Here is a 23724-nt window from a genome sequence, read left to right on the forward strand (position 1 = left end):
TGCGCCACCGAGCCGGCAGACCGCCGGCCAGGCACCGAGCGGGATGTGAGGCCCGCTCAGCTCCATCATCCGGGGGGATCGAGACCCGGTCCGAGGCCGACGAAAGGCCCGGGTCGGCATGGAGAAAGGCGCACCACACATGACCTCTGCGCAGGTCGACACGGAGAAGGCTCCCGGAGAGGGCTACGAGCGCGGGCTGGGCAGCCGCCAGGTCCAGATGATCGCGATCGGCGGCGCGATCGGCGTCGGTCTCTTCCTGGGCGCCGGGGCCAACATCGCCAAGGCCGGCCCCAGCATCATCCTCATGTACGCCCTCGCGGGCGTGATCATCTTTTTCATCATGCGGGCGCTCGGCGAGCTGCTCCTCTACCGTCCCGTCTCGGGCTCCTTCGCCGAGTACTCGCGCGAGTTCCTCGGCCCCTTCTTCGGCTACTTCACCGGCTGGACGTACTGGCTGATGTGGGTGGTCACCGGCATGGCGGAACTCACCGCCGCCGCCATCTACATCCACTACTGGTTCCCGGACATCCCGCAGTGGGTCTCGGCCCTGGTCTTCCTGGTCCTGCTGTTCGTGGCCAACCTGATCTCGGTGAAGCTGTTCGGCGAGATCGAGTTCTGGTTCTCGATGGTCAAGGTCACCGCCATCATCGGCATGATCGTGATCGGCGTCGGCGTGCTCACCCTCGGCTTCAGCCAGGCCGGGGACACCGCGGCCGTCTCCAACCTGTGGGAGTTCGACGGCTTCTTCCCCAAGGGCATCGGCTCGTCCCTGATGACCCTCCAGGGCGTCATGTTCGCCTACCTCGCCGTCGAGCTGGTCGGCGTCACCGCCGGCGAGTCCGAGAACCCGGAGAAGACCCTCCCCAAGGCGATCAACACCCTGCCCTGGCGCATCGCCCTGTTCTACGTCGGCGCCCTCACCGTCATCCTGGCCGTGGTGAAGTGGACCGAGTTCGCCGAGGGCGTCAGCCCCTTCGTGGAGGCGTTCACCGTCATCGGCATCCCGGCGGGCGCCGGCATCGTCAACTTCGTGGTGCTCACCGCGGCCCTGTCGTCCTGCAACTCCGGCATGTACTCCACCGGCCGCATGCTGCGCACCCTCGCGGACAACGGCGAGGCGCCCAGGGTCTTCAACCGGCTGTCGTCGACCAGGACCCCGGCCATCGGCATCGCCGTCTCGGTCGTCTTCATGGCCATCGGCGTGGTCCTGAACTACCTCGTCCCGGAGAGGGCCTTCGGCTACGTCACCTCCGTCGCCACCGCGGCCGGCATCTGGACCTGGCTGATGATCCTGGCCAGCCACGTCCGGTACCGCCGCAAGGTCGTCGCGGGCCGTCTGCCCGCCTCCTCCTTCCCGGCGCCGGGCGGGTCGGTGTGCTCCTACATCGCCATCGCCTTCCTGCTCTTCGTCACCTGCCTGATCGCCTACGACGCCGACGCCCGCGTCTGTCTGTACGTGATGGCCGGCTGGGCCGTCGCCCTCGGCATCGGCTGGGCGGTGCTCAAGAGCCGCAACCCGGAGGCCACCGAGCGGCCCGGCGAGCCGGAGTTCGAGAAGATCGGCTGACCGGCGCACAGACCGGCCGACCGGCGCACAGACCGGCCGACCGGCGCGCAGACCGGCCGACCAGCGCCTTCGCGCGCGCCCAGGACGTCCGGCCACCGGGGACGCTCGTGGCATCCCCACGGCCACCGCTCAGGACGTCCGGCATGTGGACCCCTCCGTACCACCCATCGGTACGTAGGGGTCCTACTGCTTATCCTGGCCGCATGCTGACCATCACACAGGCCCTGTACGACCAGATCGTCGCCCACGCGCGCGCGGACCACCCCGACGAGGCGTGCGGCGTGGTGGCCGGTCCCGCGGGCGAGGGCCGCCCCGAGCGGTTCGTCCCCATGCTCAACGCCGCCCGCTCGCCCACCTTCTACGAGTTCGACTCGCAGGACCTCCTCAAGCTCTACCGCGAGATGGACGACCGCGACGAGGAGCCGGTGGTCATCTACCACTCCCACACCGCCACCGAGGCCCACCCCTCGCGCACCGACATCTCCTACGCCAACGAGCCAGGCGCCCACTACGTCCTCGTCTCCACCGCGGACACCGAGGGCGCCGGCGACTTCCAGTTCCGGTCGTTCCGCATCCTGGAGGGCGAGGTCACGGAGGAGGAGGTCAGGGTCGTCGAGGCGTACTGATCCCACCTGACGGACAGAAATCGTCCATCACGTGGGATCACACTCCGGAAGCCGGACCGGGAATCGATACGATGAGCCCATGGTTCTTCTCGACGTGAGCGAAAAGGCGCCGGGCACGCTGCTCGTGGCGCGGCTGCACGTCGACCTGTGCAGGCTGAAAAGCGCCATCTGTTGATCTTCGTCGCCGCCGTACGGCCGTGAGCCGCGGCGTGCAGACGTGTGCCGCCGCGCGCCCTCACAACCCACGACAAACTTCCGACAGGAGCCCTCAGCCATGGCCATCGAGGTCCGCATCCCGACCATCCTCCGCCAGTACACCGACGGGAAGAAGGCGGTGGAGGGCACCGGGGACACCCTCGCCAAGCTCTTCGCCGACCTCGAGACCCGGCACACGGGCATCCAGGCCCGCATCGTCGACGGTGGGCAGCTGCGCCGCTTCGTCAACGTCTACCTGAACGACGAGGACGTCCGCTTCCTCGACGGCATCGACACCAAGCTCAGCGACGGCGACAGCGTCACGATCCTGCCGGCCGTCGCCGGCGGCATGGCCTGATCGCCGATGCGTTACGACTCCCCGCTGGCCGCGGTGGGCAACACCCCTCTGGTGCGCCTGCCGCGGCTGTCGCCGTCCGACGACGTCCGTCTCTGGGCCAAGCTCGAGGACCGCAACCCGACCGGCTCGGTCAAGGACCGCCCCGCGCTGCACATGATCGAGCAGGCGGAGAAGGACGGCCGCCTCACCGAGGGCTGCACGATCCTGGAGCCGACCAGCGGCAACACCGGCATCTCGCTGGCCATGGCCGCCAGGCTCAAGGGCTACCGCATCGTCTGCGTGATGCCCGAGAACACCTCGCGGGAGCGCCGCGACCTGCTCGCCATGTGGGGCGCGGAGATCATCTCCTCCCCGGCCGCGGGCGGCTCCAACACCGCCGTCCGGGTCGCCAAGGAGCTGTCCGCCGAGCACCCGGACTGGGTGATGCTCTACCAGTACGGCAACCCGGGCAACGCGGGCGCCCACTACGCGGGCACCGGCCCGGAGATCCTCGCCGACCTCCCGTCCATCACCCACTTCGTGGCCGGCCTGGGCACCACCGGCACGCTCATGGGCGTCGGCCGCTACCTGCGCGAGAACAAGCCGGACGTGAAGATCGTCGCCGCCGAACCGCGCTACGACGACCTGGTGTACGGCCTGCGCAACCTCGACGAGGGCTTCGTGCCCGAGCTGTACGACGCCTCCGTGCTCACCACCCGCTTCTCGGTGGGCTCCGCCGACGCGGTCACCCGCACCCGTGAGCTCCTCCAGCAGGAGGGCATCTTCGCGGGCGTCTCCACCGGCGCCGCCCTGCACGCGGCGATCGGCGTCGGGAAGAAGGCGGTGAAGGCCGGCGAGAGCGCGGACATCGCGTTCGTCGTCGCCGACGGCGGCTGGAAGTACCTCTCCACCGGCGTCTACACGGCGGCCACCACCGAGGAGGCCATCGAGACCCTTCAGGGCCAGCTCTGGGCCTGACGCGGTATCACCCCGGTGCCGCCTACCGCGCGAGGTGACGGACCTGGTCCCACAGGGCCGGGTCCACCACACCCACCCGGCGCCGGAAGTCCCGCACCGGCACCCGGCGCAGCTCGTCGGTCTCCAGGTAGCTCGTCCGCCCCCGCGCGTCCCCGACCGAGCCCGGCGGCAGCGTGATCACCCCGGCCCGCCCGTCCCGGTACCGGGTGGTGATCTTCGCGACCAGCACCCGCCGCCCGCGCACCGAGATCACCAGGCACGGCCGGTCCTTCGCGCCGGCCGAGTCCTCGTACGGCACGTTCGCCCACCAGATCTCCGCGGGCCGCGGCCGGACCGCCCGCTCCGCCGGTCCCCGGGGACGCCCAGGCGGACGCCGGCTGCCGCCCGGCCGGGGCGGCCGCCGCCCCCGGCCCCAGCCGTCGACGACCGTGGCGAGGAGCGCGAGCAGCGCCACCGCCGCGAAGGCGAGCCACCAGGACGTGTGCATACCGACGACCGTACCGGCGCGCGCCACCACCGCGCGCCTCTTCAGTGGCCCCGCGCGCCCCAGTTCCAGCCGAACCGGTGACACCGCAGGTGAGTTCGCCCACAACGGCCCCTGGCGGAGGAGCGACCACAGGTTTCGCGCCTTAGGCTCGACGAACCGCACGACCCCCGTCTCTCCACACGCGCCAGCGGAGGTTTCCGCTTCATGAAGCTCACCGTCGTCGGCTGCTCGGGGTCGTTCCCGTCCGCGGAATCGGCCTGCTCGAGCTACCTCGTCGAGGCCGACGGCTTCCGGCTGCTCCTCGACATGGGCAACGGCGCCCTCGGCGAGCTGCAGCGCCACTGCGGTCTCTACGACCTCGACGCGATCTTCCTCAGCCATCTGCACGTCGACCACTGCATCGACATGTGCGCCTACTTCGTGGCGCGCTACTACCGGCACGACGGCGGCCGCTGCGCGCCCCTCCCGGTCTACGGGCCCGAGGGCACCGAGCACCGGCTCACCACCGCCTACGCCGACACCCCCTCCGCCTCGTCCATGAGCGAGGTGTTCGACTTCCACACGGTCAAGCCCTCCACCTTCGAGGTCGGCCCGTTCACCGTGCACACCGAGCGCGTCGCCCACCCCGTGGAGGCCTACGGCATCCGCGTCGAGCACGGCGGCCGGTCGCTGACGTACTCCGGCGACACGGGTGTCACCCCCGTACTGGACGAACTCGCCCGCGACAGTGACCTGTTCCTGTGCGAGGCCGCCTTCACGTACGGCAAGGAGAACATCCCCGACCTGCACCTCAACGGACGCGAGGCGGGCGAGAGCGCCGCCCGCGCCGGGGCCCGGCGCCTGGTCCTCACCCACATCCCCCCGTGGACCGACCCCGGGATCAACCTGGCCGACGCGCGCGAGGTCTACGACGGGGCCGTGGAGGTCGCCGCCGCGGGCGCGGTGTACGAGATCTGACGGCCCCGTCCGACGGGCGGGCACGAAGAAGGCCCCGGAACCTTCCCGGGACGCGCCGACAGCGTCCCTTCCCGGTCCCGGGGCCTTCGCCGTGCCGTGCGGCGGGGCCTCACGCCTTCGTGATGTCCTCGATCTCCTCCTCGGGCTCGCGGCCCGGGGTGGTGAGGTTGAACTTCGTGATCGCGAACCGGAAGAGCACGTAGTAGACCGCCGCGAACACCAGGCCGATCGGGATGATCAGCCACGGCTTGGTGGCGAGGTTCCAGTTCAGCGCGTAGTCGATGAAGCCCGCGGAGAAGGTGAAGCCCGCGTGCACCCCGAGCGCCCAGGTGATCGCCATCGACAGCGCGGTCAGGACGGCGTGGATCGCGTACAGCACCGGGGCGATGAACATGAACGAGAACTCGATGGGCTCGGTCACACCCGTGACGAACGAGGTCAGGGCCAGCGAGACCATCATGCCCATCACGGCCTTGCGCCGCTCGGGCCGCGCGGCGTGCGCGATGGCGATCGCGGCGGCCGGCAGACCGAACATCATGATGGGGAAGAAGCCGGACATGAACTGGCCGGCGGTCGGGTCACCGGCGAAGAAGCGGTTGAGGTCGCCGTGCACCACCTCGCCGGCCGCGTTCTGGAAGTCGCCGATCTGGAACCAGGAGACGGTGTTGACGAACTGGTGCATGCCCACCGGGATCAGCGCGCGGTTGATCAGACCGAACAGGCCCGCACCGAGGGCCCCGAGGCCGGTCATCCACTCGCCGACGTCGGAGATGGCCTCACCGATCGGCTCCCACACCAGACCGAACAGGACACCCATGGCGGTGCCGACGAAGGCCATGATGATCGGCACCAGGCGGCGGCCGTTGAAGAAGCCGAGCCAGTCCACCAGCTTCTTGCGGTGGTACCGCTGCCACAGGACGGCCGCCAGCAGCCCCATGAGGATGCCGCCGAGCACCCCGGGGTTGTTGTACGTCGCGGCTATGTCCGCGCCGTCCTGGACCTTGGCCTCGGTGACGGGGAACGCCTTGAGGACGTTGCTGTAGACCAGGAAACCGACCAGGGCGGCCAGCGCGGTGGAGCCGTCGGCCTTCTTGGCGAAGCCGATCGCGACGCCGATGCAGAACAGCATGGGCAGGTTGTCGAAGATCGCGCCACCGGCCGTGGCGAAGACCGCCGTGACCTTGTCGGGCAGGTTCAGCTTGTCCTGGACGTCGGTCTGTCCCAGGCGCAGCAGGATGCCCGCCGCCGGCAGTACGGCGATCGGGAGCTGCAGGCTGCGGCCGACCTTCTGCAAACCCTGGAAAAGACCAGATCCCCGCTTCTTCGCGGGGGCCGCCTTGTCGGTGGCGGTGCTCATACTTCCTCCATCGGGTGGTGGTCTACACCACTCAGTGGTGTAGACCTGTTGTAGCACGATGAAGGCGGCGTAAGGAACCCGCGATTCCGCGACCGGACCGCTACGCGCAGTGCCCGGTCAAGTCCCCAGCTCACGCGCCCGCGAGGGCGTGCCGAAGGCCCCCGGACGGAGGTCCGGGGGCCTTCGTGGGACCACGGTCAAAGGGTACGCGAGGGTGCGTGAGGTCTATCCCTTCGTGACGTCCTCCACCTCGTCCTCGGGCTCCCGCCCCGGGGTCTTCAGGTCGAACCTCGTGATCGCGAACCGGAAGACCACGTAGTACACCACCGCGAAACACAGCCCGATCGGAATGATCAGCCACGGCTTGGTCGCCAGGTTCCAGTTGATGACGTAGTCGATCAGACCCGCCGAGAAACTGAACCCGTCCTTCACCCCCAGCGCCCACGTCACCGCCATCGACACCCCCGTCAGCACCGCGTGCGCGGCGTACAGCAACGGGGCGATGAACAGGAACGAGTACTCCAGCGGCTCCGTGATGCCCGTCACGAACGACGTCAGCGCCACCGACAGCATCAGGCCGCCGACCTCCTTGCGCCGGTGCGGCTTCGCGCAGTGCGTGATCGCCAGCGCCGCCGCCGGCAACGCGAACATCATGATCGGGAAGAAGCCCGTCGTGAACTGGCTAGCGTTCGGGTCGCCCGCGAGGAACATGTTGATGTCACCGTGCACCACCGTGCCGTCCGGCTTCGTGTACGAACCGAACTGGAACCACATCGGCACGTTCAGGAACTGATGCAGGCCGATCACCAGCAACGCCCGGTTCGCCAGCCCGAACACCCCGGCACCCCAAGCGCCGATCCCGTTCAGCCAGTCGCTGAAGCTCTCCAGCGCGTCACCGATGGGCGGCCACACCCACAGGCACAGCGCCGCGAACACGATCGCCACGAACGCCATGATGATCGGCACCAGGCGGCGGCCGTTGAAGAAGCCCAGCCAGTCCACCAGCTTCGTCCGGTGGAACCGCTGCCAGAAGTACGCCGTCAGCAAGCCCATCACGATGCCGCCGAACACCCCCGGATTCTGGAAGACGAACGCCGTCACCGTCCCCGAACCGTCGGTCAGCCGACAGCCGACCTGCGGGAGCGCCTCCGACCCCTCAGGGCAGTCCTCCGGGAACTGACGCAGCACATTGAAGTAGACGAGGAACCCCGCCACCGCCGCCAACGCCGTCGAACCGTCGGCCTTCTTCGCCATCCCGATGGCCACACCCACACAGAACAGCAGCGGCAGCCCCAGCGAGCCGTCCAGCAGCGCGCCGCCCGCACCGGTCATCACCTTCGAGACGTTCGACCAGCCGAGACCGTCGTCCCCGAACACGTCCGGCTGGCCCAGCCGGTTGAGAATGCCCGCGGCGGGCAGGACCGCAATGGGCAACTGAAGACTGCGACCCATCTTCTGCAACCCCTGGAACACCTTGTTCCAGCGGACGCGAGCGGGGCTGACCGCGCTGTCGGCACTCATCCGGTCTCCGTTCGGTCGCCGGTACACTGGTGTAGACCAGTTGACGGACGGCTCCGCCGTCGTGACGCCATCATTCGGTACCCACCGCACGATGGCTCGCGAAGATGAGCCAACTGTGGGTTACTGCGACAAAGCGGTACGGATCAGGGAGAAGGAACATGGCCAACAAGGCTGAGAAGATCGTCGCCGGCCTCGGCGGCATCGACAACATCGACGAGATCGAAGGCTGCATCACCCGACTCCGCACCGAGGTCAACGACCCCGCGCTGGTCGACGAAGCCGCCCTCAAGGCCGCCGGCGCCCACGGCGTCGTCAAGATGGGCACCGCCATCCAGGTCGTCATCGGCACCGACGCCGACCCGATCGCCGCGGAGATCGAAGACATGATGTGAGCGACCGGCTCACCCGCGAGGGGCCCTCTCAGCCGTGGAACTCCGTCGGTATCCACAGCGGGGAAGGCCCCTTCGCCGTGGGCCGCTAGGCTCACCCGCATGTCACGCATCGACGGCCGCACCCCCCAGCAGCTCCGCCCCGTCACCATCGAACGCGGCTGGAGCAAGCACGCCGAAGGATCCGTCCTCGTCTCCTTCGGCGACACCAAGGTCCTCTGCACCGCCTCCGTCACCGAAGGCGTCCCCCGCTGGCGCAAGGGCAGCGGCGAAGGCTGGGTCACCGCCGAATACGCCATGCTCCCCCGCGCCACCAACACCCGCGGCGACCGCGAGTCCGTCAAGGGCCGCATCGGAGGCCGCACCCACGAGATCAGCCGCCTCATCGGCCGCTCCCTGCGCGCGGTCATCGACTACAAGGCACTCGGCGAGACCACCATCGTCCTGGACTGCGACGTCCTCCAGGCCGACGGCGGCACCCGCACCGCCGCCATCACCGGCGCCTACGTCGCCCTGGCCGACGCCGTCGCCTGGGCCCAGGCCAAGAAACTGATCAAGGCCAACCGCAAGCCCCTGACCGGCACCGTCTCCGCCGTCTCGGTCGGCATCGTCGGCGGCACCCCGCTCCTCGACCTCCGCTACGAGGAGGACGTCCGCGCCGACACCGACATGAACGTCGTCTGCACCGGCGACGGCCGCTTCGTCGAGGTCCAGGGCACCGCCGAGGCCGAGCCCTTCGCCCGCGACGAACTCAACACCCTCCTCGACCTCGCCACCGCCGGCTGCGCGGAACTCGCCGAACTCCAGCACAAGGCCCTCGACGCGACCCTCGAAAGGTAAAGGGGACATCAAGGGCGCATCGAGGAAAGGCGGCCGCACGCGCAACTCGGCCGCCCGCCACCGCGTCCCCAGCAGTACAGCACCACGGGCGTACGGCAGACCACGCCGTACGCCCGACGCCGGCACACGGGCCGCCCGGCCCTGTCCCCAGGGGAGGACCGAGATCCATGGCCGCGAGCCGCCACCGCCGCCTTCGCCGCACCGCCACCGCCGTCGCCACCGCGGCGGCCATCGCCCTGACGGCCGGCCTCACCACCGGCTGCGACGCCGTCGACAAGGCACTCGACTGCGTGCGCACCGCCGACGCCATAGCCGACAGCGTCACCGAACTCCAGCAGGCGGTGGAGAACACGTCCGACCCCACCCAGTGGGAGGAGTCCCTCGACTCCATAGACAAGAACCTCGGCGAGATCGGCGACCAGACCGACAACGCCGACGTCAACCAGGCCGTCGACAACCTCGGCAAGGCCGTCGACAACGTCCGCACCTCGGTCGAGAACGGCGACGACACCCCCGACCTCAGCCCCGTCACCGACGCCGCCGGCGAACTGACGAAGGTCTGCACGCCGTAACGCTCGTCGGAGCGGGTGCCGAAAGCCCGGCGGGCGCCCGGGATACTTGACCCCATGACCCGCCTCATCCTCGCCACCCGCAACGCCGGCAAGATCACCGAACTCCGCGCGATCCTCGCCGACGCCGGCCTGCCCCACGAACTCGTCGGCGCGGACGCCCACCCGGAGATCCCCGACGTCAAGGAAACCGGCGTCACCTTCGCCGAGAACGCCCTCCTCAAGGCCCACGCCCTCGCCCGGGCCACCGGTCTGCCCGCCGTCGCCGACGACTCCGGCCTCTGCGTCGACGTCCTGAACGGCGCCCCCGGCATCTTCTCCGCCCGCTGGGCCGGCCGCCACGGCGACGACAAGGCCAACCTCGACCTCCTCCTCGCCCAGATCGGCGACATCGCCGACGAACACCGCGGCGCCCACTTCGCCTGCGCGGCGGCCCTCGCCCTGCCCGACGGCACGGAGCGCGTGGTCGAGGGCCTGCTGCGGGGCACCCTGCGCCACGCCCCGGCCGGCACGGGCGGCTTCGGCTACGACCCGGTCCTCCAGCCGGAGGGCGGGACCCGCACCTGCGCGGAACTGACGGCGGAGGAGAAGAACGCGATCAGCCACCGGGGGAAGGCGTTCAGGGCACTGGTGCCGGTGATGCGGGAGCTGCTGGGGTGAGACATGGGTGAGGGGCCGTCCGTGCGGGCGGCCCCTGCGTGGGTGCGGCCGATGGGAGTCGAACCCACATGGGCAAATGCCCCGAGGCACCTAAAACCTCTGCTTATACCATTCAGCAACGGCCGCAATGCGGCCATGCTACCGGTCGTCGGCCACTTGCCCACCCCGGCCTCCTCGGCACCAGGTGCCCGTGGAGGCGTGGCGACTGCGGCACGGCAGCCCGAGGTCGGCAGTCCACCCGGCCGCACCACGCATCCGGCAACGTCCGCGCCCCCGAGCCGCCTCCTCCGGCCGCTCCCGGCCGTACGCACTGGTCACCCTCACGTCCCCTCCGTCCCGGCCACGCGTGCGCAGCCTCGTACGGAGCGGGAAACCGTTTGCCGGACAGTCGCGCACGGAATGCGGCAGGGCCCGTACCGGGTCGGAACCCGCCGATGCCGGTACGGGCCCCGAGGGGGACCTCAGACGCCCAGGTCCTTGATGATCTTGGCCACGTGGCCCGTCGCGCGGACGTTGTACAGAGCCCGCTCGACCTTGCCCTCCTCGTCGACGACGACCGTGGAGCGGATGACGCCCATGTAGGTGCGGCCGTAGTTCTTCTTCTCGCCGAAGGCGCCGTACGCGTCGAGGACCTTCTTGTCCGGGTCGGCGAGGAGGGTGACCCTCAGGGACTCCGTCTCGCGGAACTCGGCGAGTTTCTCGGGCTTGTCGGGGGAGACGCCGATCACGTCGTACCCGGCGCCGGTCAGCAGCTCCAGGTTGTCCGTGAAGTCGCAGGCCTGCTTCGTGCAGCCGGGGGTAAGCGCGGCAGGGTAGAAGTAGACGATGACCTTGCGGCCCTTGTGGTCGGACAGGGACACCTCGTTGCCGTCGGCGTCCGGGAGGGTGAAGGCGGGGGCCGGGTCCCCGGGCTGGAGTCGCTCGCTCATCGATCCAGCGTAACCGGGGGTCCTGACAGTGCGGCGGGGCGAGTAGCTGACAGACTGTCCGGGACAGTGTCGGAAGACTTCGGAGGCGTACGGTGGCGGACACGTCGGACATCAGAACCCCGGCGCAGATCGAGGCGGACATCAAGCGCCGCCGCGAGGTGCTGGCCGAGACGCTCGACGAGCTCGGGATGCGGGTGCACCCGAAGACGATCGTGGGCGATGCGAAGGCCAAGGTCGCTTCCAGCGTCGATCACACGCTGGGGCGGGCCTACGTGCAGGCCAATCGGGTGGTCAGCGATGTGAAGTCGCAGTTCGTGGACGAGCAGGGCGCGCCGCGGATGGAGCGTGTCGTGCCGGCCGTGCTGGTGGTGGCCGGGGTCGTGGGGCTGCTCGCCCTGGGCGGCACCCGGCGGCGCCGGCGCTGAGCGGGGGCGGGTAGGTTCGTGGCGTGAGCGCCAAGAGAAACGAGCACGGTCCCCAGGACGACAAGCTGCCCATCCGGATGCTGCACGACCGCGTACTCGTGCGGCAGGACTCCGGTGAGGGCGAGCGGCGTTCCGGGGGTGGCATCCTGATCCCCGCCACGGCGGCGGTCGGCAAGCGGCTGGCCTGGGCCGAGGTCGTCGCGATCGGGCAGAACGTACGGACGGTGGAGCCGGGCGACCGGGTGCTGTACGACCCGGAGGACCGTGCGGAGGTCGAGGTGCGGGGTGTGGGCTACGTGCTCATGCGTGAGCGTGATCTGCACGCCGTGGCCGCGGACCGGTTCGAGGGGTCCGAGGACTCGACCGGCCTCTATCTGTAGAGGCGGGGCCGCGGCGGTGCCGCAGCAGGGGCTGGTGACCGGTGTCACCGGCCCCTTTCCCGTGCCTTTGCTACCGTGGGCGCACCCGACGAGACGCGCCGTACCGGGCTGAGGGAAAAGACGACGCACCACCGTTCAGTTCGTTCGCGGAGGTGCCTGTCATGGCGTGGGTTCTGCTCGTCGTCGCCGGTCTGCTAGAGGTCGGCTGGTCGGTCGGGATGACCTACACCGACGGTTTCACGCGGCTGTGGCCGAGTGTGTTCACCGGTGCCGGGATCGTCGTGAGCATGTTGCTGCTGTCGTACGCGGCCCGGACGCTGCCCATCGGTACCGCCTACGGCGTGTGGGTGGGGATCGGCGCGGCCGGTGCGGCGGTGCTCGGCATGGTCGTGCTGGGGGAGCCGGCGACCGCCGCCCGGATCTTCTTCATCTGTCTGCTGCTGGTCGCCGTGGTGGGTCTGAAGGCGACCTCGGGTCACTGACCCGGCGCGGCGTCACTGGCGTCGGGGTGTGACGGGGATGCCGGCGACCGTGCCCGCGGTGTCCGAGCCGCCGCCGCCCGCTCCGTCGGTGTCCCCGCCGCCCTCGGTGGTGCCGCCGTTCGAGGAGTCGTCGCCGCCTCCGTCGCCGCCGCCGGTGGGCCCGGGTTCGGTGCCGGCGCCGCCCGTGGTGGGGGTGCCGCCGCCGGTCGAGGGGGGACCGGACTCGTTGCCGCCGGAGTCGCCGGGCGGAGTGCTGTGGCCGCCGGTGCCGCCCGGGGTCCGGGTGCCGGTGCCGTCCTCGTCGCCAGTGGGTTCGTCGTCGGGGTCGCTGCCGCCGCTCTCGTCGCCGCTGCCGGGTTCGTCCGAGGAGTCGCTGGACGGGGGCGCGGTGACGTCGGCGCCGGCCTGGAGCTGGAGGTCGAAGTCGGTGACCGGTTCGCCCTTGAGGGCGGTGCGGGTGTACTGGCTCCAGATCTCGGCGGGTGCGCCGCCGCCGTTGACGCGCGGCAGGCCCATGGCGCCGTAGAGGGGCTTGTGGTCGGCGGTCTTCGGGTCCTGGCCCATGACGGCGACGACGGTGGCCAGTTCGGGGGTGTAGCCGGCGAACCAGGCGGCCGTGTCCTCCTCGGCGGTGCCGGTCTTGGCCGCGGCGGGGCGGCCGGCGGCCTGGGCGGCGGTGGCGGTGCCGTTCTGGACGACGCTGCGCAGGACCGAGGTGGTGGTGTCGGCGGACTCGCGGCTGACGGCCTGGCTCTCGCGCCGCTCCGGCAGCTCGACCTTCTGCTTGCCGTCCTTCATGACCTTCTCGACCAGCGTGTAGGAGCCGTGCCTGCCGTGGTTGGCGAGGGTCGCGTAGGCCTCCGCCATGTCGAGGGGACTGGCGGTGGCGACGCCGAGGGCGATGGAGGGGGAGGGGGTCAGTTCGGGGGTGTTCGGGGAGAGCCCGAGGTCGATCGCGGTCTGCTTGACCTTGTCGGAGCCGACGTCGACGGCCATCTGGGCGTACACGGCGTTGATGGACTTGTCGGTGGCTTCGCGGACGGTGACGTCGCCGTAGTCGCGGTGGTCCTCGTTCTCGGGGGCGTAGCGGCCGCCGGTCCAGCCCTGGACGGGGCGTTCGCTGGTGCCGTCGTAGGTGGTGTTCGGGTCGATCGTGCGGCCGTCCTGCGTCTCGGAGTGGTTCTCGACGGCGGAGGTGAACACGAAGGGCTTGAAGGTGGAGCCGACCTGGAAGTCGCGGCGGACGGCGTTGGGTGTGTACTGCTTGACGTAGTCGATGCCGTTGTACATCGCGACGACCTTGCCGGTCCTCGGGTCGACGGAGGCACCGCCGGCGCGGACGTAGGTGTCGACCTTGCGTTCCTTCTCGTCCAGCTGGGACATCAGCTTGTCGTCGACGGCCTTGACGAAGGCGTCCTGCTTGTCCTTCTGCAGGGTGGTGGTGATGCGGTAGCCGCCGCGGTCGAGTTCTTCCTCGGCGACGATGTCGTGCTCTATCAGGTACTTCTTGACGATGTTGACGACGTAACCGCGCTGTCCGGACATGCCGGTGGAGATGGTGGACTGTTTGGGCTTGGGGAACTCGGCGGCGGCGCGGTCGGAGGGGGTGAGCCAGCCCTTGTCGGCCATGCCGTCCATGACGTAGTTCCAGCGGGCCTCGGCGGCGGGCCGGTTCTCGGGGTGGGCGACGACGTCGTACTGGCTGGGGGCGTTGAGCAGGGAGGCGAGGTACGCGCCCTGGGCGGCGGTGAGATCCTTGGCGTCGACCCCGAAGTAGGCCTGGGCGGCGGCCTGGATGCCGTAGGCGCCGCGGCCGAAGAAGCTGGTGTTGAGGTAGCCCTCGAGGATCTCGCTCTTGCTCTTCTCCCGGTCGAGCTTGATCGAGATGAAGAACTCCTTCACCTTGCGGGTGACGGTCTGTTCCTGGCCCAGGTAGTAGTTCTTGACGTACTGCTGGGTGATCGTGGAGCCGGACTGCTTGCCCTTGCCGGTGGCCGTGTTCCAGCCGGCGCGGACCATTGCCCCGGGGTCGACGGCGGACTCGGTGTAGAAGTCGCGGTCCTCGGCGGCCAGGACGGCGTGCTGGGCGTCCTTGGAGATGCGGGCGAGGCCGACGCTCTCCCGGTTGACCTCGCCGTCGCGGGCGAGGACGCCGCCGTCGGCGTACAGGTAGACGTTGGACTGCTTGGTGGCGAGCGCGTTGGCGGCGGGGATCCGCACGAGGTGGTAGCCGAGGAAGAATCCGCCGATCACCAGCATGAGGCCGATGACGATGGTGCTCAGCACGGTGCGCCAGGTCGGGATCAGCCGGCGCCATCCGGTGCGCTTGGGGCGCTTGGGCTTCCGGGCCTCCCCCGCCTGTCCCGGCTGCTCCGGCTGTTCCGTCCGACCCTCGCCGGCCGCCTGTGGCTCTCTCGGTGCCCAGCCCTGGTCCGGCTGCTGCGGCTGCGGCTCGTCACTCATCTCGTGCACGGACTCCTGTTTCGCTTCTCGCTTCGTACGGTTTTCGCATCGTACGGTTTTCGCGTCGTACGGTCTGGTCTCGTACGCCTCCGCGCCCTCGGCGCCCTCCGAAGATCGTCTCGCGCCTTCCGAGGTCCTCCGGAGAAGACTCTCGCACCGGGCGTTCCGTTCCCACTCGACGGCACACCCGTGAAATTCCGTGGCAGGGGCGGTCGCGGCCGCACTAGGCTCCTGCGCTTCGGTGCCGGTCGGAGGGGGAGGGCTGTGGGCGTGGGCTCGGGGCGGTTGTACCTGGCCGTCGCGGCGGGGGGATTCCGACGGTACGCGACCTATCGGGCGGCCACCGCCGCCGGGGTGTTCACCAACACCGTCTTCGGATTGATCCTGGTATACACCTATTTGGCCCTGTGGGACGAGAAACCGCAGCTCGGAGGGTACGACCAGGCGCAGGCGGTGACCTTCGTGTGGCTGGGGCAGGCGCTGCTGGCGGCGCTGGCGATCGGGGGCGGCGGGTTCGAGGACGAGTTGATGGAGCGCATCCGTACGGGTGACGTCGCCGTGGATCTGTACCGGCCGGCGGATCTCCAGCTGTGGTGGCTGGCGGCGGACGCGGGGCGGGCGCTGTTCCAGCTGCTGGGGCGCGGAATGGTGCCGTTCGCGTTCGGGGCGCTGTTCTTCCCGGTGGCGCTGCCGCGGGAGGTGTCCGCGTGGGCGGCGTTCCTGGTGGCGGTGGGGCTGGCGATGCTGGTGGGCTTCGCACTGCGGTATCTGGTGGCGCTCTCGGCCTTCTGGCTGCTCGACGGCACGGGGGTGACGCAGATGGCGTGGTTGGCGGGACTGTTCTGTTCCGGGATGCTGCTGCCGCTGAACGTGTTCCCCGGGGCGCTCGGCGAGGTGGTGCGGGTGCTGCCGTGGTCGTCGCTGCTCCAGGCGCCGGCGGACGTGCTGCTGGGCGAGGCCGATCCGCTGGGGACGTTCGTCTTCCAGGCGGCCTGGGCGGTGGTGCTGCTGGCGGTGGGCCGGCTGGTGCAGTCGGCGGCGACCCGACGGGTGGTGGTCCAGGGTGGCTGAGACGTCTCCTGCGGCCGAGCGGGACGTGCGGCGCGGCCGGGTCGTCGAGGGACTGCGCGCGTACCGGCTGATCGCCGGGATGTGGATCAGGTCGACGATGGCGTACCGGACGTCGTTCGCGCTGACGACGGTCGGGAACTTCGCGATGACCGCGCTGGACTTCGTGGCGATCCTGCTGATGTTCTCCCGGGTCGACGCGCTGGGCGGCTGGTCGCTGCCCGAGGTGGCGTTCCTGTACGGGCTGTCCGGGGTGTCCTTCGGCCTCGCCGACCTGGCGATCGGCTCGATGGAGCGGCTGGGGCGCCGGGTGCGCGACGGCACGCTGGACACACTGCTGGTGCGTCCTGCGCCGGTGCTCGCGCAGGTGGCGGCGGACCGGTTCGGGCTGCGCCGGCTGGGCCGGGTGGCGCAGGGGCTGCTGGTGCTGGGGTACGCGCTCGCGGTCGTGGACATCGACTGGACGGCGGCGAAGCTGCTGCTGTTGCCGGTGGCCCTGCTCAGCGGGGCCGGGATCTTCTGCGCCGTGTTCGTGGCGGCGGCGGCGTTCCAGTTCGTGGCGCGGGACGCCTCGGAGGTGTCCAACGCCTTCACCTACGGCGGTACGACGATGCTGCAGTACCCGCCGACGGTGTTCGCGCCTGACCTGGTGCGCGGGGTGACGTTCGTGGTGCCGCTGGCGTTCGTCAACTGGCTGCCGGCGGGCTATGTGCTGGGGCGGCCGTATCCGCTGGACCTGCCCGAGTGGGTGGCGTTCACGCCGCCGCTCGCGGCGGCGGCCTGCTGTGCGCTGGCGGGGGTGGCCTGGCGGGCGGGGCTGCGTTCGTACCGGAGCACGGGGAGCTGAGGGGAGCTGAGGGAATTGGAGAGGGTGACCGAGGTGGGCGCCGCGGCCTTCATCGAGCTCGACGGCGTCGAGAAGGTCTTCGACGTGCGCGGGAAGACGGGCTTCATGAGGCGGGAGCGGCGGCGGGTGCGGGCCGTGGACGGGCTGTCGTTCACCGTGTCGCGCGGGGAGATGGTCGGCTACATCGGCCCGAACGGTGCCGGGAAGTCGACCACGATCAAGATGCTCACCGGCATCCTGACGCCCAGCGGCGGCCGGCTGCGGGTGGCCGGCGTCGACCCGTCCCGGGAGCGGACCCGGCTGGCACACCGTATGGGCGTCGTCTTCGGGCAGCGGACGACGCTGTGGTGGGACCTGCCGCTGATCGACTCCTACCGGCTGATGCACCGCATGTACCGCATCCCGGACGCCCGTTACCGCGAGAACCTGGACCGCTGCGTCGAACTCCTCCGGCTCCGGGAGCTGCTGGACGTGCCGGTGCGACAGCTGTCGCTGGGCCAGCGGATGCGCGGCGACATCGCGGCGGCGCTGCTGCACGACCCGGAGGTGCTGTACCTGGACGAGCCGACGATCGGCCTGGACGTCGTCTCCAAGGCCAAGGTGCGGGGCTTCCTGCGGGACCTGAACAGCGAGCGCGGCACGACGGTGCTGCTGACCACGCACGATCTCCAGGACATCGAGCAGCTGTGTTCCCGGGTGATGGTGATCGACCACGGGCGGCTGATGTACGACGGCCCGCTGGACGGCCTGCACGAGGCGGGGGAGAGCGAACGCACCCTGGTGGTGGACCTGGAACGGGAGCTGCCGCCGATCCGGGCGCCGGAGCCCGCCCGGGTGGTGCGGGTGGAGGGGCCGCGGCAGTGGCTGGCGTTCCCGGCGTCGGCGTCGGCGGCGGGGCTGGTGGCGCGGATCGCGGCGGAGTATCCGCTGGTGGACCTGTCGGTGCGGGAGCCGGACATCGAGTCGGTGATCGCGAGGATGTATGCGGAACGCACGAGCGCGTAGTGTCCGGCGCGGTGACCTCGTAGGCTGCTGTACATGACCGACGACGCCCTGGAACTCCGCGCCTCCGACGCCGACCGTGAACGAGTCGCCGAGGTCCTGCGCGACGCCCTCGCGGAGGGACGGCTGGACATGGCGGAGTTCGAGGAGCGGCTGGACGCCACGTACGGCGCGCGGACCTACGGGGAGCTGGCGCCGATCACCCGGGACCTGCCGGTCGGCGGGGAGGGCGCGGCGCCCCGGGTGCCGATGGCCGAGGAGGCCGGGCGGGGCGACGGCTGGGCGGGCCGGGTCACCGGCCGCGAGGGGTCGTCGACCTGGGCGGTCGCCGTGATGTCCGGCTTCCAGCGCAAGGGGCGCTGGACGGTGCCCAGGCGGTTCAACTCCTTCGCGTTCTGGGGCGGCGGGGACATCGACCTGCGCGAGGCGGACTTCGCCGACCGCGAGGTCGTGATCAACTGCGTCGCGGTCATGGGCGGGATGAACGTGATCGTGCCGCCGGGCGTCGAGGTGATCGTGCGCGGCATCGGCATCATGGGCGGCTTCGACCACCGCGAGGAGGGCGTCCCCGGCGACCCGGGCGCGCCGCGCGTGGTCGTGACGGGCTTCGCCTTCTGGGGCGGCGTCGGCGTCGAGCGCAAGGTGACGCGGGCCGAGCGGCAGCGGCTGAAGGAGGAGCGCCGGCAGGAGAAGCTGGAGCGCCGCCAGGAGCGGGACCGGGTCCGGCTGGAGCGCCGGTCAGGCCGCAAGGAGCTGGACCCCTCCCGCCACGGCCTCCACGACCCGCACGGCGAGAACCGGGAGCGGGAGCGCGAGCTGGAACGGGAGCGGCGCCGGGAGAACTGAGCGCCGCCCCGGACGCGGGCGGCCTCGGCCACGCTTCCCGGCGGCCATCCCCGGCGGTCACCCTCGGCGGCCATCCCCGGCGGTCACCCTCGGCGGCCATCCCCGGCGGTCACCCTCGGCGGCCATCCTCGGCGGTCACGCTTCCCGGCGGCCTCGGCCTCGGCCACGGCTTCCCGGCGGGTCCCCGGTCGCACGCCTCGATCGGCGTCCTCACGCCTCGATCGGCGCGGCGCCCTTCAGGACGTCCAGGTCGAGGGCCCGGCCCATCCGCGCGTACCCCTTGTCGCCGGGATGCAGGTGGTCGCCGCTGTCGTAACCGGAGCGCAGCCGGCGCGGGTCGTAGGGATCGCGCAGGGCCTTGTCGAAGTCGACGACCGCGTCGAAGACCCGGCCGGAGCGGATCTCCTCGTTGATCTCCTGCCGCATCGTCTCCCGGGCGGGCGTGTGACCGGTGTGACCGCCGAACGGCGTGATCGTCGCGCCGACGGCCTTGAGTCCCCGGGCGTGCGCCTGGTCGACCAGGGTGCGCAGACCGGCCAGGATGGCGTCGCGGTCGGCGAGTTCCGGGCTGTGCAGGATGTCGTTGACGCCGAGGAGGACGACGACGGCCTTGACGTCGGTGCGCTCCAGTACGTCCCGTTCGAAGCGGCTCAGCGCGCTCGGGTTGTCGGCCGGGCGGCCGGCCCCGCCGGTCAGGAGCCGGTTGCCGCTGATGCCCTCGTTGACGACGCTGTAGCGGGGCGCGTCCCGGCCGGGTCCGGCCGCCCCGTGCAGCCGCTCGGCGAGGACGTCGGTCCAGCGGTGGTTGGCGCCGGCCTCGGAACCGAGGCCGTCGGTGATCGAGTCGCCGAAGGCGACGACCGTGCCTTCGGCCTCGTGGCTCAGCACGTCCAGCGCGGTCAGATAGCGCCAGTACGGCGTGGGGGTGGTGTACGCGACGGCGGTGACGTCCGTCGTGCGGTCGCCGTCGGCGAGGTAACTGGTCTGCTGGGCCCGCGGGTGGTAGGTCACCGGCCCGGACGGGACGGGGGAGTACGTGGTGACCAGGATGTCCGCCCCGTAGGGGATGGCGATGCGGGCGATGTCGCTCATCACCCGGCCGCCCGCCGGGATGATCACCCGGGCGTTGCCGCCGAAGGTCAGCCGGCGCATCGTGTCGGCGATCGCGGCAGCCGTGCCGGGCCCCGCGGCCAGGGCGACGGAGGCGTGCGTGACGGTCAGCGGCGACTGTCCGTACAGGTTGGACAGGGTGATCCGCGCGCTGGTGCCGCCGACCGAGGCGTGCACGACGTTGCGCACCGAGCGGCCCGCCATGCCGGTCGTCTCGGTGCCCGGCTCGGCCGCGGCCGGTGCGGCGGCCCAGGCGCCCACCCAGGCGCCCGTGGAGGCGGGGGCGGCGTCACCCCGCGGGAGACGGCCACCGGCCAGGGATGCGCGGTCCCCGGTGCCGTCGTCCGCGGACACCCCGGCGTATATGGCGGCGGAGATCGCCACGATCAGGGTGACGATCACCGCGAGCAGGGCACGGTGCTTGGTGGGGGGCGCCCCCGCACCCCCGTCAGGACGCCGGGTCATGCTGTGCTGTTCTCCTCGGGCGAGGGGAGCCCGGAGGCTCCGGTCCGATGAACCCATGATGCGTCACGGGCGGAGGAAAGGCCGCGGGAGGCCCGCGCGTTCCCCCTCCCGGACAGACGCCGGGAACTTGTGTTCCGTTCCGGGAGTCGGTCGGGAAGGGACAATGTGTGAGGGACGTATCAGCGAACGGTGGAGCGGATGGAACGCACGAAAGCGGAACTTCCCGAAGGTACCGGAGGTTCCGGAGGGGACGGGGGAGGCCCGGCGCGGAGCGCGGGGGCGGACGCGGGCGCCGGCGTGCGCGCGGCGGGCGCGGTCCGCGACCACCGCGCGATGACGTCCTTCAGCCCGGCCGACGAGGTCAAGCGCCGCGGTGTACGCCGGATGAAGCTCACCGCCACCGGCCTGCTGCTGTTCGTCGCCGTGGTCTACGTCCTGACCGAGTGGGCCTCCCACCGGGGCGCGGGCGCCTGGGCGGGCTATGTGTCGGCCGCCGCCGAGGCCGGCATGGTCGGCGCGCTCGCCGACTGGTTCGCCGTCACCGCCCTCTTCCGCCACCCGCTCGGCATCCCCATCCCGCACACCGCGATCATCCCGAAGAAGAAGGACCAGCTGGGCGTGTCGCTGGGCGAGTTCGTCGGCGAGAACTTCCTCTCCGAGGACGTCGTACGCCAGCGGCTGCGCGCCGTCGGCATCGGCAGCCGCCTCGGCGCCTGGCTCGCCGTGCCCGAGCACGCCGACCGGGTGACGGCCGAGCTGTCCGCCGCCCTGCGAGGCGCCCTCACCGTGCTGCGGGACTCCGACGTCCAGGCGGTGGTCGGCGAGGCGATCACGCGCCGGGCCGACGCGCAGGAGATCGCCCCCGGCATCGGCAAGATGCTGGACCGGGTCGTCACCGACGGCGGCCACCGGCGCGCCGTCGACCTGATCGTCTCCCGCGCCCACGACTGGCTGGTCCTGCACGGCGACTCCGTGATGGACGCCGTACAGGGCGGAGCACCCGGATGGACGCCCCGGTTCGTCGACAGGAAGGTCGGCGAGCGGGTCTACAAGGAGCTGCTGCGCTTCGTCACCGAGATGCGCGACATGCCCGCCCACCCCGCGCGCGGCGCCCTCGACCGCTTCCTCACCGACTTCGCCTCCGACCTCCAGTCCGACACGGAGACCCGCGCCCGGGTGGAGCGGCTGAAGACCGAGGTGCTGGGCCGCGGCGAGGTCCAGGACCTGATCGCGTCCGCCTGGACGGCCGTACGAGCCATGATCGTCTCGGCGGCGGAGGACGAGCGCAGCGAACTGCGCCTCCGGGTCCGGGCCTCGCTGCTGTCGCTCGGTGCCCGGATGGCCTCCGAGCCCAAGGTGCAGGGCAAGGTCGACGGCTGGGTGGAGAGCGCCGCGGTGTACGTGGTCACCACCTACCGCAAGGAGATCACCTCTTTGATCACCGACACGGTGGCGAGCTGGGACGCCGAGCACACCACGAAGAAGATCGAGGCGAACATCGGCCGCGACCTCCAGTTCATCCGTATCAACGGCACGGTGGTCGGCTCGCTGGCCGGGCTGCTGATCTACACGGTCTCCCGCATCCTGGGGGCGTAGGGCTGCCGCGGGCGGCCCTGCGGCATCCCCGCACGGCGGGCGTGGTCCTTCCGGTGCAGGGCACACGTGAGGCGTTCACTCGACGGAGAGGGAGCCATGACAGCAGAATCGTCGTCGTCGGGCTCGGTGCCCGCCTCCACCGGCACGGTCACCACGGCCGTGCCGGCCCGCCTGGACCGGCTCCCCTGGTCACGGTGGCACTGGATGGTCGTGATCGGCCTGGGCACCGTCTGGATCCTGGACGGCCTGGAAGTCACGATCGTCGGCAACGTGGCCGGACGGATCGCCGAGGACGGCAGCGGCCTGGACATCAGCTCGGCCCAGGTCACCGGCCTCGCCGCCGCCCTGTACGTGGCGGGTGCCTGCTCCGGTGCCCTGTTCTTCGGCTGGCTGACCGACCGCCACGGCCGCAGGAAGCTCTTCATGATCACGCTGGTCGTCTATCTCGCGGCCACCGCGCTGACCGCGGTCTCCTTCGAGTCCTGGTGGTTCTTCCTCTTCCGCTTCCTCACCGGCTTCGGCATCGGCGGCGAGTACGCGGCCATCAACTCCGCGGTCGACGAGCTGATCCCGTCCTACTACCGGGGCCGGGTCGACCTCGTCATCAACGGCAGCTACTGGCTGGGCGCGATCGGCGGCGCCCTGCTGTCCATCGTGATGCTGGACACCGACATCTTCGCCAAGGACCTCGGCTGGCGGCTCAGCTTCGCCCTCGGTGTGGTCCTGGGCCTGGTGGTGCTCCTGGTGCGGCGGCACGTCCCGGAGAGCCCACGATGGCAGTTCATCCACGGCCAGGGCGAGAAGGCGGACGCACTCGTCTCCTCCGTCGAACGGGAGGTCGAGCGGGAGAAGGGCGAGAAGCTGCCCGAGCCGGCCGGTGAGATCACGATCCACCAGCGCAAGAGCATCGGCTTCGGCCTGATCGCCAAGACCGTCTTCCGCCGCTACCCGCGCCGCGCGGTCCTCGGCCTGTCCCTCTTCATCGGCCAGGCCTTCCTCTACAACGCCATCACCTTCGGCTTCGGCACCATCCTCATCACCTTCTTCGACGTGCCGACCGGCAGCACCGGCTACTACTTCGCCGTCATCGCCGCCGGCAACTTCTGCGGCCCGCTGCTCCTCGGCCAGCTCTTCGACACGGTCGGCCGCCGGATCATGATCTCCGGCACCTATCTGCTCTCCGGCATCCTGCTCTTCGGCACCGCCTGGCTCTTCGACCGCGGCTCGCTCACGGCGACGACCATGACGGCCTGCTGGTGCGTGGTGCTGTTCTTCGCCTCGGCGGGCGCCTCCAGCGCGTACCTGACCGTCTCCGAGATCTTCCCCATGGAGACCCGCGCCATGGCCATCGCCTTCTTCTACGCCCTCGGCACCGCCGCCGGCGGTATCAGCGGCCCGCTGCTCTTCGCCAACCTGACCGAGTCCGGCGTGGTCGGCGACACGGTCCTCGCCTTCCAGATCGGCGCCGGCCTGATGTGCGCGGCCGGTCTGGTGGCGGCGTTCCTGGCGGTGAAGGCGGAACGCCGTTCGCTGGAGGACATCGCGGAACCGCTGTCGTCGGTGGGGGCGAAATCCTAGGCGTCCGCCGGAGCAGCCGGAGCAGCGGGAGTAGCCGGAGCAGCGGGAGT

The 23724-nt window shown here is 70.7% G+C and carries 25 protein-coding genes, 1 tRNA gene and 1 riboswitch; of the genes, 19 read left to right on the forward strand and 7 right to left on the reverse strand.

Annotated features, from left to right (window positions below; all coding sequences use genetic code 11):
* Positions 1 to 139 precede the first annotated feature (139 nt).
* The 5 genes from ACGFYH_RS08685 (at position 140) to ACGFYH_RS08705 (ending at position 3703) form a co-directional block, all read left to right on the forward strand.
* Positions 140 to 1567, forward strand: coding sequence for an amino acid permease (locus tag ACGFYH_RS08685; RefSeq protein WP_393802393.1), 1428 nt, complete (start codon positions 140 to 142; stop codon positions 1565 to 1567).
* Between the two features lie 203 nt (positions 1568 to 1770).
* Positions 1771 to 2193, forward strand: coding sequence for a Mov34/MPN/PAD-1 family protein (locus tag ACGFYH_RS08690; protein WP_393802394.1), 423 nt, complete (start codon positions 1771 to 1773; stop codon positions 2191 to 2193).
* A gap of 79 nt (positions 2194 to 2272) precedes the next feature.
* Positions 2273 to 2368 (forward strand): putative leader peptide, encoded by a 96-nt coding sequence (locus ACGFYH_RS08695; protein ID WP_309546867.1) that lies wholly within the window; start codon positions 2273 to 2275, stop codon positions 2366 to 2368.
* Between the two features lie 99 nt (positions 2369 to 2467).
* Entirely contained in the window at positions 2468 to 2746 is a 279-nt protein-coding gene (locus ACGFYH_RS08700) for a MoaD/ThiS family protein (RefSeq protein ID WP_393802395.1), read from the forward strand.
* A gap of 6 nt (positions 2747 to 2752) precedes the next feature.
* Positions 2753 to 3703 (forward strand): PLP-dependent cysteine synthase family protein, encoded by a 951-nt coding sequence (locus ACGFYH_RS08705; protein ID WP_393802396.1) that lies wholly within the window; start codon positions 2753 to 2755, stop codon positions 3701 to 3703.
* Between the two features lie 22 nt (positions 3704 to 3725).
* Here ACGFYH_RS08705 and ACGFYH_RS08710 read toward each other — a convergent pair whose 3' ends face one another.
* Positions 3726 to 4190 carry a type II toxin-antitoxin system PemK/MazF family toxin gene (locus ACGFYH_RS08710; RefSeq protein WP_393802397.1) on the reverse strand — a complete coding sequence of 155 codons (465 nt, stop codon included), beginning with the start codon at positions 4188 to 4190 and terminating at the stop codon, positions 3726 to 3728.
* Between the two features lie 204 nt (positions 4191 to 4394).
* Here ACGFYH_RS08710 and ACGFYH_RS08715 point away from each other — a divergent pair, with 204 nt between their 5' ends.
* Positions 4395 to 5147, forward strand: a complete 753-nt coding sequence (locus ACGFYH_RS08715) for an MBL fold metallo-hydrolase (RefSeq protein WP_393802398.1) — start codon at positions 4395 to 4397, stop codon at positions 5145 to 5147.
* A gap of 109 nt (positions 5148 to 5256) precedes the next feature.
* Here ACGFYH_RS08715 and ACGFYH_RS08720 read toward each other — a convergent pair whose 3' ends face one another.
* Positions 5257 to 6504, reverse strand: coding sequence for a PTS transporter subunit EIIC (locus tag ACGFYH_RS08720; RefSeq protein ID WP_393802399.1), 1248 nt, complete (start codon positions 6502 to 6504; stop codon positions 5257 to 5259).
* A 225-nt stretch (positions 6505 to 6729) separates the two neighbouring features.
* Complete coding sequence (locus ACGFYH_RS08725; protein WP_393802610.1) at positions 6730 to 8025, reverse strand: PTS transporter subunit EIIC; 1296 nt, start codon at positions 8023 to 8025, stop codon at positions 6730 to 6732.
* 158 nt (positions 8026 to 8183) lie between these two features.
* Here ACGFYH_RS08725 and ACGFYH_RS08730 point away from each other — a divergent pair, with 158 nt between their 5' ends.
* The 4 genes from ACGFYH_RS08730 to rdgB all read left to right on the forward strand — a co-directional run bounded on the left by ACGFYH_RS08730 (position 8184) and on the right by rdgB (position 10483).
* Entirely contained in the window at positions 8184 to 8417 is a 234-nt protein-coding gene (locus ACGFYH_RS08730) for a glucose PTS transporter subunit EIIB (protein ID WP_393802400.1), read from the forward strand.
* 99 nt (positions 8418 to 8516) lie between these two features.
* Complete coding sequence (gene rph, locus ACGFYH_RS08735; RefSeq protein ID WP_393802401.1) at positions 8517 to 9254, forward strand: ribonuclease PH; 738 nt, start codon at positions 8517 to 8519, stop codon at positions 9252 to 9254.
* Between the two features lie 167 nt (positions 9255 to 9421).
* Positions 9422 to 9826 (forward strand): hypothetical protein, encoded by a 405-nt coding sequence (locus tag ACGFYH_RS08740; RefSeq protein WP_393802402.1) that lies wholly within the window; start codon positions 9422 to 9424, stop codon positions 9824 to 9826.
* Between the two features lie 54 nt (positions 9827 to 9880).
* The gene (rdgB, locus tag ACGFYH_RS08745; RefSeq protein WP_393802403.1) at positions 9881 to 10483 is read left to right on the forward strand and encodes an RdgB/HAM1 family non-canonical purine NTP pyrophosphatase; all 603 of its coding nucleotides are present in this window, start codon (positions 9881 to 9883) and stop codon (positions 10481 to 10483) included.
* Between the two features lie 43 nt (positions 10484 to 10526).
* Here the strand turns inward: rdgB and ACGFYH_RS08750 are convergent.
* Positions 10527 to 10609, reverse strand: a tRNA-Leu gene (locus ACGFYH_RS08750).
* Between the two features lie 335 nt (positions 10610 to 10944).
* Positions 10945 to 11412 carry a thioredoxin-dependent thiol peroxidase gene (gene bcp, locus ACGFYH_RS08755; protein WP_393802404.1) on the reverse strand — a complete coding sequence of 156 codons (468 nt, stop codon included), beginning with the start codon at positions 11410 to 11412 and terminating at the stop codon, positions 10945 to 10947.
* Between the two features lie 92 nt (positions 11413 to 11504).
* On the opposite strand from bcp, the gene ACGFYH_RS08760 reads away from it, so the two are divergent.
* From ACGFYH_RS08760 to ACGFYH_RS08770, 3 genes are all read left to right on the forward strand, one after another.
* Positions 11505 to 11837, forward strand: a complete 333-nt coding sequence (locus ACGFYH_RS08760; protein ID WP_393802405.1) for a DUF3618 domain-containing protein — start codon at positions 11505 to 11507, stop codon at positions 11835 to 11837.
* A gap of 23 nt (positions 11838 to 11860) precedes the next feature.
* On the forward strand, positions 11861 to 12217 hold the full coding sequence (locus ACGFYH_RS08765; protein ID WP_393802406.1) for a GroES family chaperonin: 357 nt from the start codon (positions 11861 to 11863) through the stop codon (positions 12215 to 12217).
* Positions 12218 to 12275: 58 nt separating this feature from the next.
* Positions 12276 to 12347, forward strand: a riboswitch (guanidine-III (ykkC-III) riboswitch).
* Positions 12348 to 12378: 31 nt separating this feature from the next.
* Positions 12379 to 12699 (forward strand): DMT family transporter, encoded by a 321-nt coding sequence (locus ACGFYH_RS08770; protein WP_393802407.1) that lies wholly within the window; start codon positions 12379 to 12381, stop codon positions 12697 to 12699.
* A 12-nt stretch (positions 12700 to 12711) separates the two neighbouring features.
* On the opposite strand, the gene ACGFYH_RS08775 is transcribed toward ACGFYH_RS08770, so the two are convergent.
* Positions 12712 to 15162 carry a transglycosylase domain-containing protein gene (locus tag ACGFYH_RS08775; protein WP_393802408.1) on the reverse strand — a complete coding sequence of 817 codons (2451 nt, stop codon included), beginning with the start codon at positions 15160 to 15162 and terminating at the stop codon, positions 12712 to 12714.
* Between the two features lie 264 nt (positions 15163 to 15426).
* Between ACGFYH_RS08775 and ACGFYH_RS08780 the strand changes: the two genes are divergently transcribed.
* Genes ACGFYH_RS08780 through ACGFYH_RS08795 form a run of 4 tightly spaced genes read left to right on the forward strand, consistent with a single transcriptional unit; the run spans position 15427 to position 18925 of the window.
* Positions 15427 to 16233 carry an ABC transporter permease gene (locus ACGFYH_RS08780; RefSeq protein WP_393802409.1) on the forward strand — a complete coding sequence of 269 codons (807 nt, stop codon included), beginning with the start codon at positions 15427 to 15429 and terminating at the stop codon, positions 16231 to 16233.
* Positions 16226 to 17077 (forward strand): ABC transporter permease, encoded by an 852-nt coding sequence (locus ACGFYH_RS08785; protein WP_393802410.1) that lies wholly within the window; start codon positions 16226 to 16228, stop codon positions 17075 to 17077. Before ACGFYH_RS08780 ends, ACGFYH_RS08785 begins: the two co-directional genes overlap by 8 nt.
* A 33-nt stretch (positions 17078 to 17110) precedes the next feature.
* Entirely contained in the window at positions 17111 to 18082 is a 972-nt protein-coding gene (locus ACGFYH_RS08790) for an ATP-binding cassette domain-containing protein (RefSeq protein WP_393802611.1), read from the forward strand.
* Between the two features lie 33 nt (positions 18083 to 18115).
* A complete protein-coding gene (locus ACGFYH_RS08795; RefSeq protein ID WP_393802411.1) occupies positions 18116 to 18925 on the forward strand; it encodes a DUF1707 domain-containing protein in 810 nt (269 codons plus the stop codon).
* Positions 18926 to 19135: 210 nt separating this feature from the next.
* On the opposite strand, the gene ACGFYH_RS08800 is transcribed toward ACGFYH_RS08795, so the two are convergent.
* Complete coding sequence (locus tag ACGFYH_RS08800; RefSeq protein ID WP_393802412.1) at positions 19136 to 20500, reverse strand: SGNH/GDSL hydrolase family protein; 1365 nt, start codon at positions 20498 to 20500, stop codon at positions 19136 to 19138.
* 198 nt (positions 20501 to 20698) lie between these two features.
* Here ACGFYH_RS08800 and ACGFYH_RS08805 point away from each other — a divergent pair, with 198 nt between their 5' ends.
* Positions 20699 to 22096, forward strand: coding sequence for a DUF445 domain-containing protein (locus ACGFYH_RS08805; RefSeq protein WP_393802413.1), 1398 nt, complete (start codon positions 20699 to 20701; stop codon positions 22094 to 22096).
* Between the two features lie 96 nt (positions 22097 to 22192).
* A complete protein-coding gene (locus ACGFYH_RS08810) occupies positions 22193 to 23674 on the forward strand; it encodes an MFS transporter (protein WP_393802414.1) in 1482 nt (493 codons plus the stop codon).
* Positions 23675 to 23724: the final 50 nt, after the last annotated feature.

It is taken from the genome of Streptomyces sp. NPDC048392, assembly GCF_043200575.1.
In the GTDB taxonomy this organism is placed as follows: Bacteria; Actinomycetota; Actinomycetes; order Streptomycetales; family Streptomycetaceae; genus Streptomyces.

Excerpts from the sequence above, each read along its gene's own strand:
- ACGFYH_RS08685 (WP_393802393.1), top strand. The coding sequence starts at position 140 with ATGACCTCTGCGCAGGTCGACACGGAGAAGGCTCCCGGAGAGGGCTAC.
- ACGFYH_RS08690 (WP_393802394.1), top strand. The coding sequence starts at position 1,771 with ATGCTGACCATCACACAGGCCCTGTACGACCAGATCGTCGCCCACGCG.
- ACGFYH_RS08695 (WP_309546867.1), top strand. The coding sequence starts at position 2,273 with ATGGTTCTTCTCGACGTGAGCGAAAAGGCGCCGGGCACGCTGCTCGTG.
- ACGFYH_RS08700 (WP_393802395.1), top strand. The coding sequence starts at position 2,468 with ATGGCCATCGAGGTCCGCATCCCGACCATCCTCCGCCAGTACACCGAC.
- ACGFYH_RS08705 (WP_393802396.1), top strand. The coding sequence starts at position 2,753 with ATGCGTTACGACTCCCCGCTGGCCGCGGTGGGCAACACCCCTCTGGTG.
- ACGFYH_RS08710 (WP_393802397.1), bottom strand. The coding sequence starts at position 4,190 with ATGCACACGTCCTGGTGGCTCGCCTTCGCGGCGGTGGCGCTGCTCGCG.
- ACGFYH_RS08715 (WP_393802398.1), top strand. The coding sequence starts at position 4,395 with ATGAAGCTCACCGTCGTCGGCTGCTCGGGGTCGTTCCCGTCCGCGGAA.
- ACGFYH_RS08720 (WP_393802399.1), bottom strand. The coding sequence starts at position 6,504 with ATGAGCACCGCCACCGACAAGGCGGCCCCCGCGAAGAAGCGGGGATCT.
- ACGFYH_RS08725 (WP_393802610.1), bottom strand. The coding sequence starts at position 8,025 with ATGAGTGCCGACAGCGCGGTCAGCCCCGCTCGCGTCCGCTGGAACAAG.
- ACGFYH_RS08730 (WP_393802400.1), top strand. The coding sequence starts at position 8,184 with ATGGCCAACAAGGCTGAGAAGATCGTCGCCGGCCTCGGCGGCATCGAC.
- rph (WP_393802401.1), top strand. The coding sequence starts at position 8,517 with ATGTCACGCATCGACGGCCGCACCCCCCAGCAGCTCCGCCCCGTCACC.
- ACGFYH_RS08740 (WP_393802402.1), top strand. The coding sequence starts at position 9,422 with ATGGCCGCGAGCCGCCACCGCCGCCTTCGCCGCACCGCCACCGCCGTC.
- rdgB (WP_393802403.1), top strand. The coding sequence starts at position 9,881 with ATGACCCGCCTCATCCTCGCCACCCGCAACGCCGGCAAGATCACCGAA.
- bcp (WP_393802404.1), bottom strand. The coding sequence starts at position 11,412 with ATGAGCGAGCGACTCCAGCCCGGGGACCCGGCCCCCGCCTTCACCCTC.
- ACGFYH_RS08770 (WP_393802407.1), top strand. The coding sequence starts at position 12,379 with ATGGCGTGGGTTCTGCTCGTCGTCGCCGGTCTGCTAGAGGTCGGCTGG.
- ACGFYH_RS08775 (WP_393802408.1), bottom strand. The coding sequence starts at position 15,162 with ATGAGTGACGAGCCGCAGCCGCAGCAGCCGGACCAGGGCTGGGCACCG.
- ACGFYH_RS08795 (WP_393802411.1), top strand. The coding sequence starts at position 18,116 with ATGACCGACGACGCCCTGGAACTCCGCGCCTCCGACGCCGACCGTGAA.
- ACGFYH_RS08800 (WP_393802412.1), bottom strand. The coding sequence starts at position 20,500 with ATGACCCGGCGTCCTGACGGGGGTGCGGGGGCGCCCCCCACCAAGCAC.
- ACGFYH_RS08805 (WP_393802413.1), top strand. The coding sequence starts at position 20,699 with ATGGAACGCACGAAAGCGGAACTTCCCGAAGGTACCGGAGGTTCCGGA.
- ACGFYH_RS08810 (WP_393802414.1), top strand. The coding sequence starts at position 22,193 with ATGACAGCAGAATCGTCGTCGTCGGGCTCGGTGCCCGCCTCCACCGGC.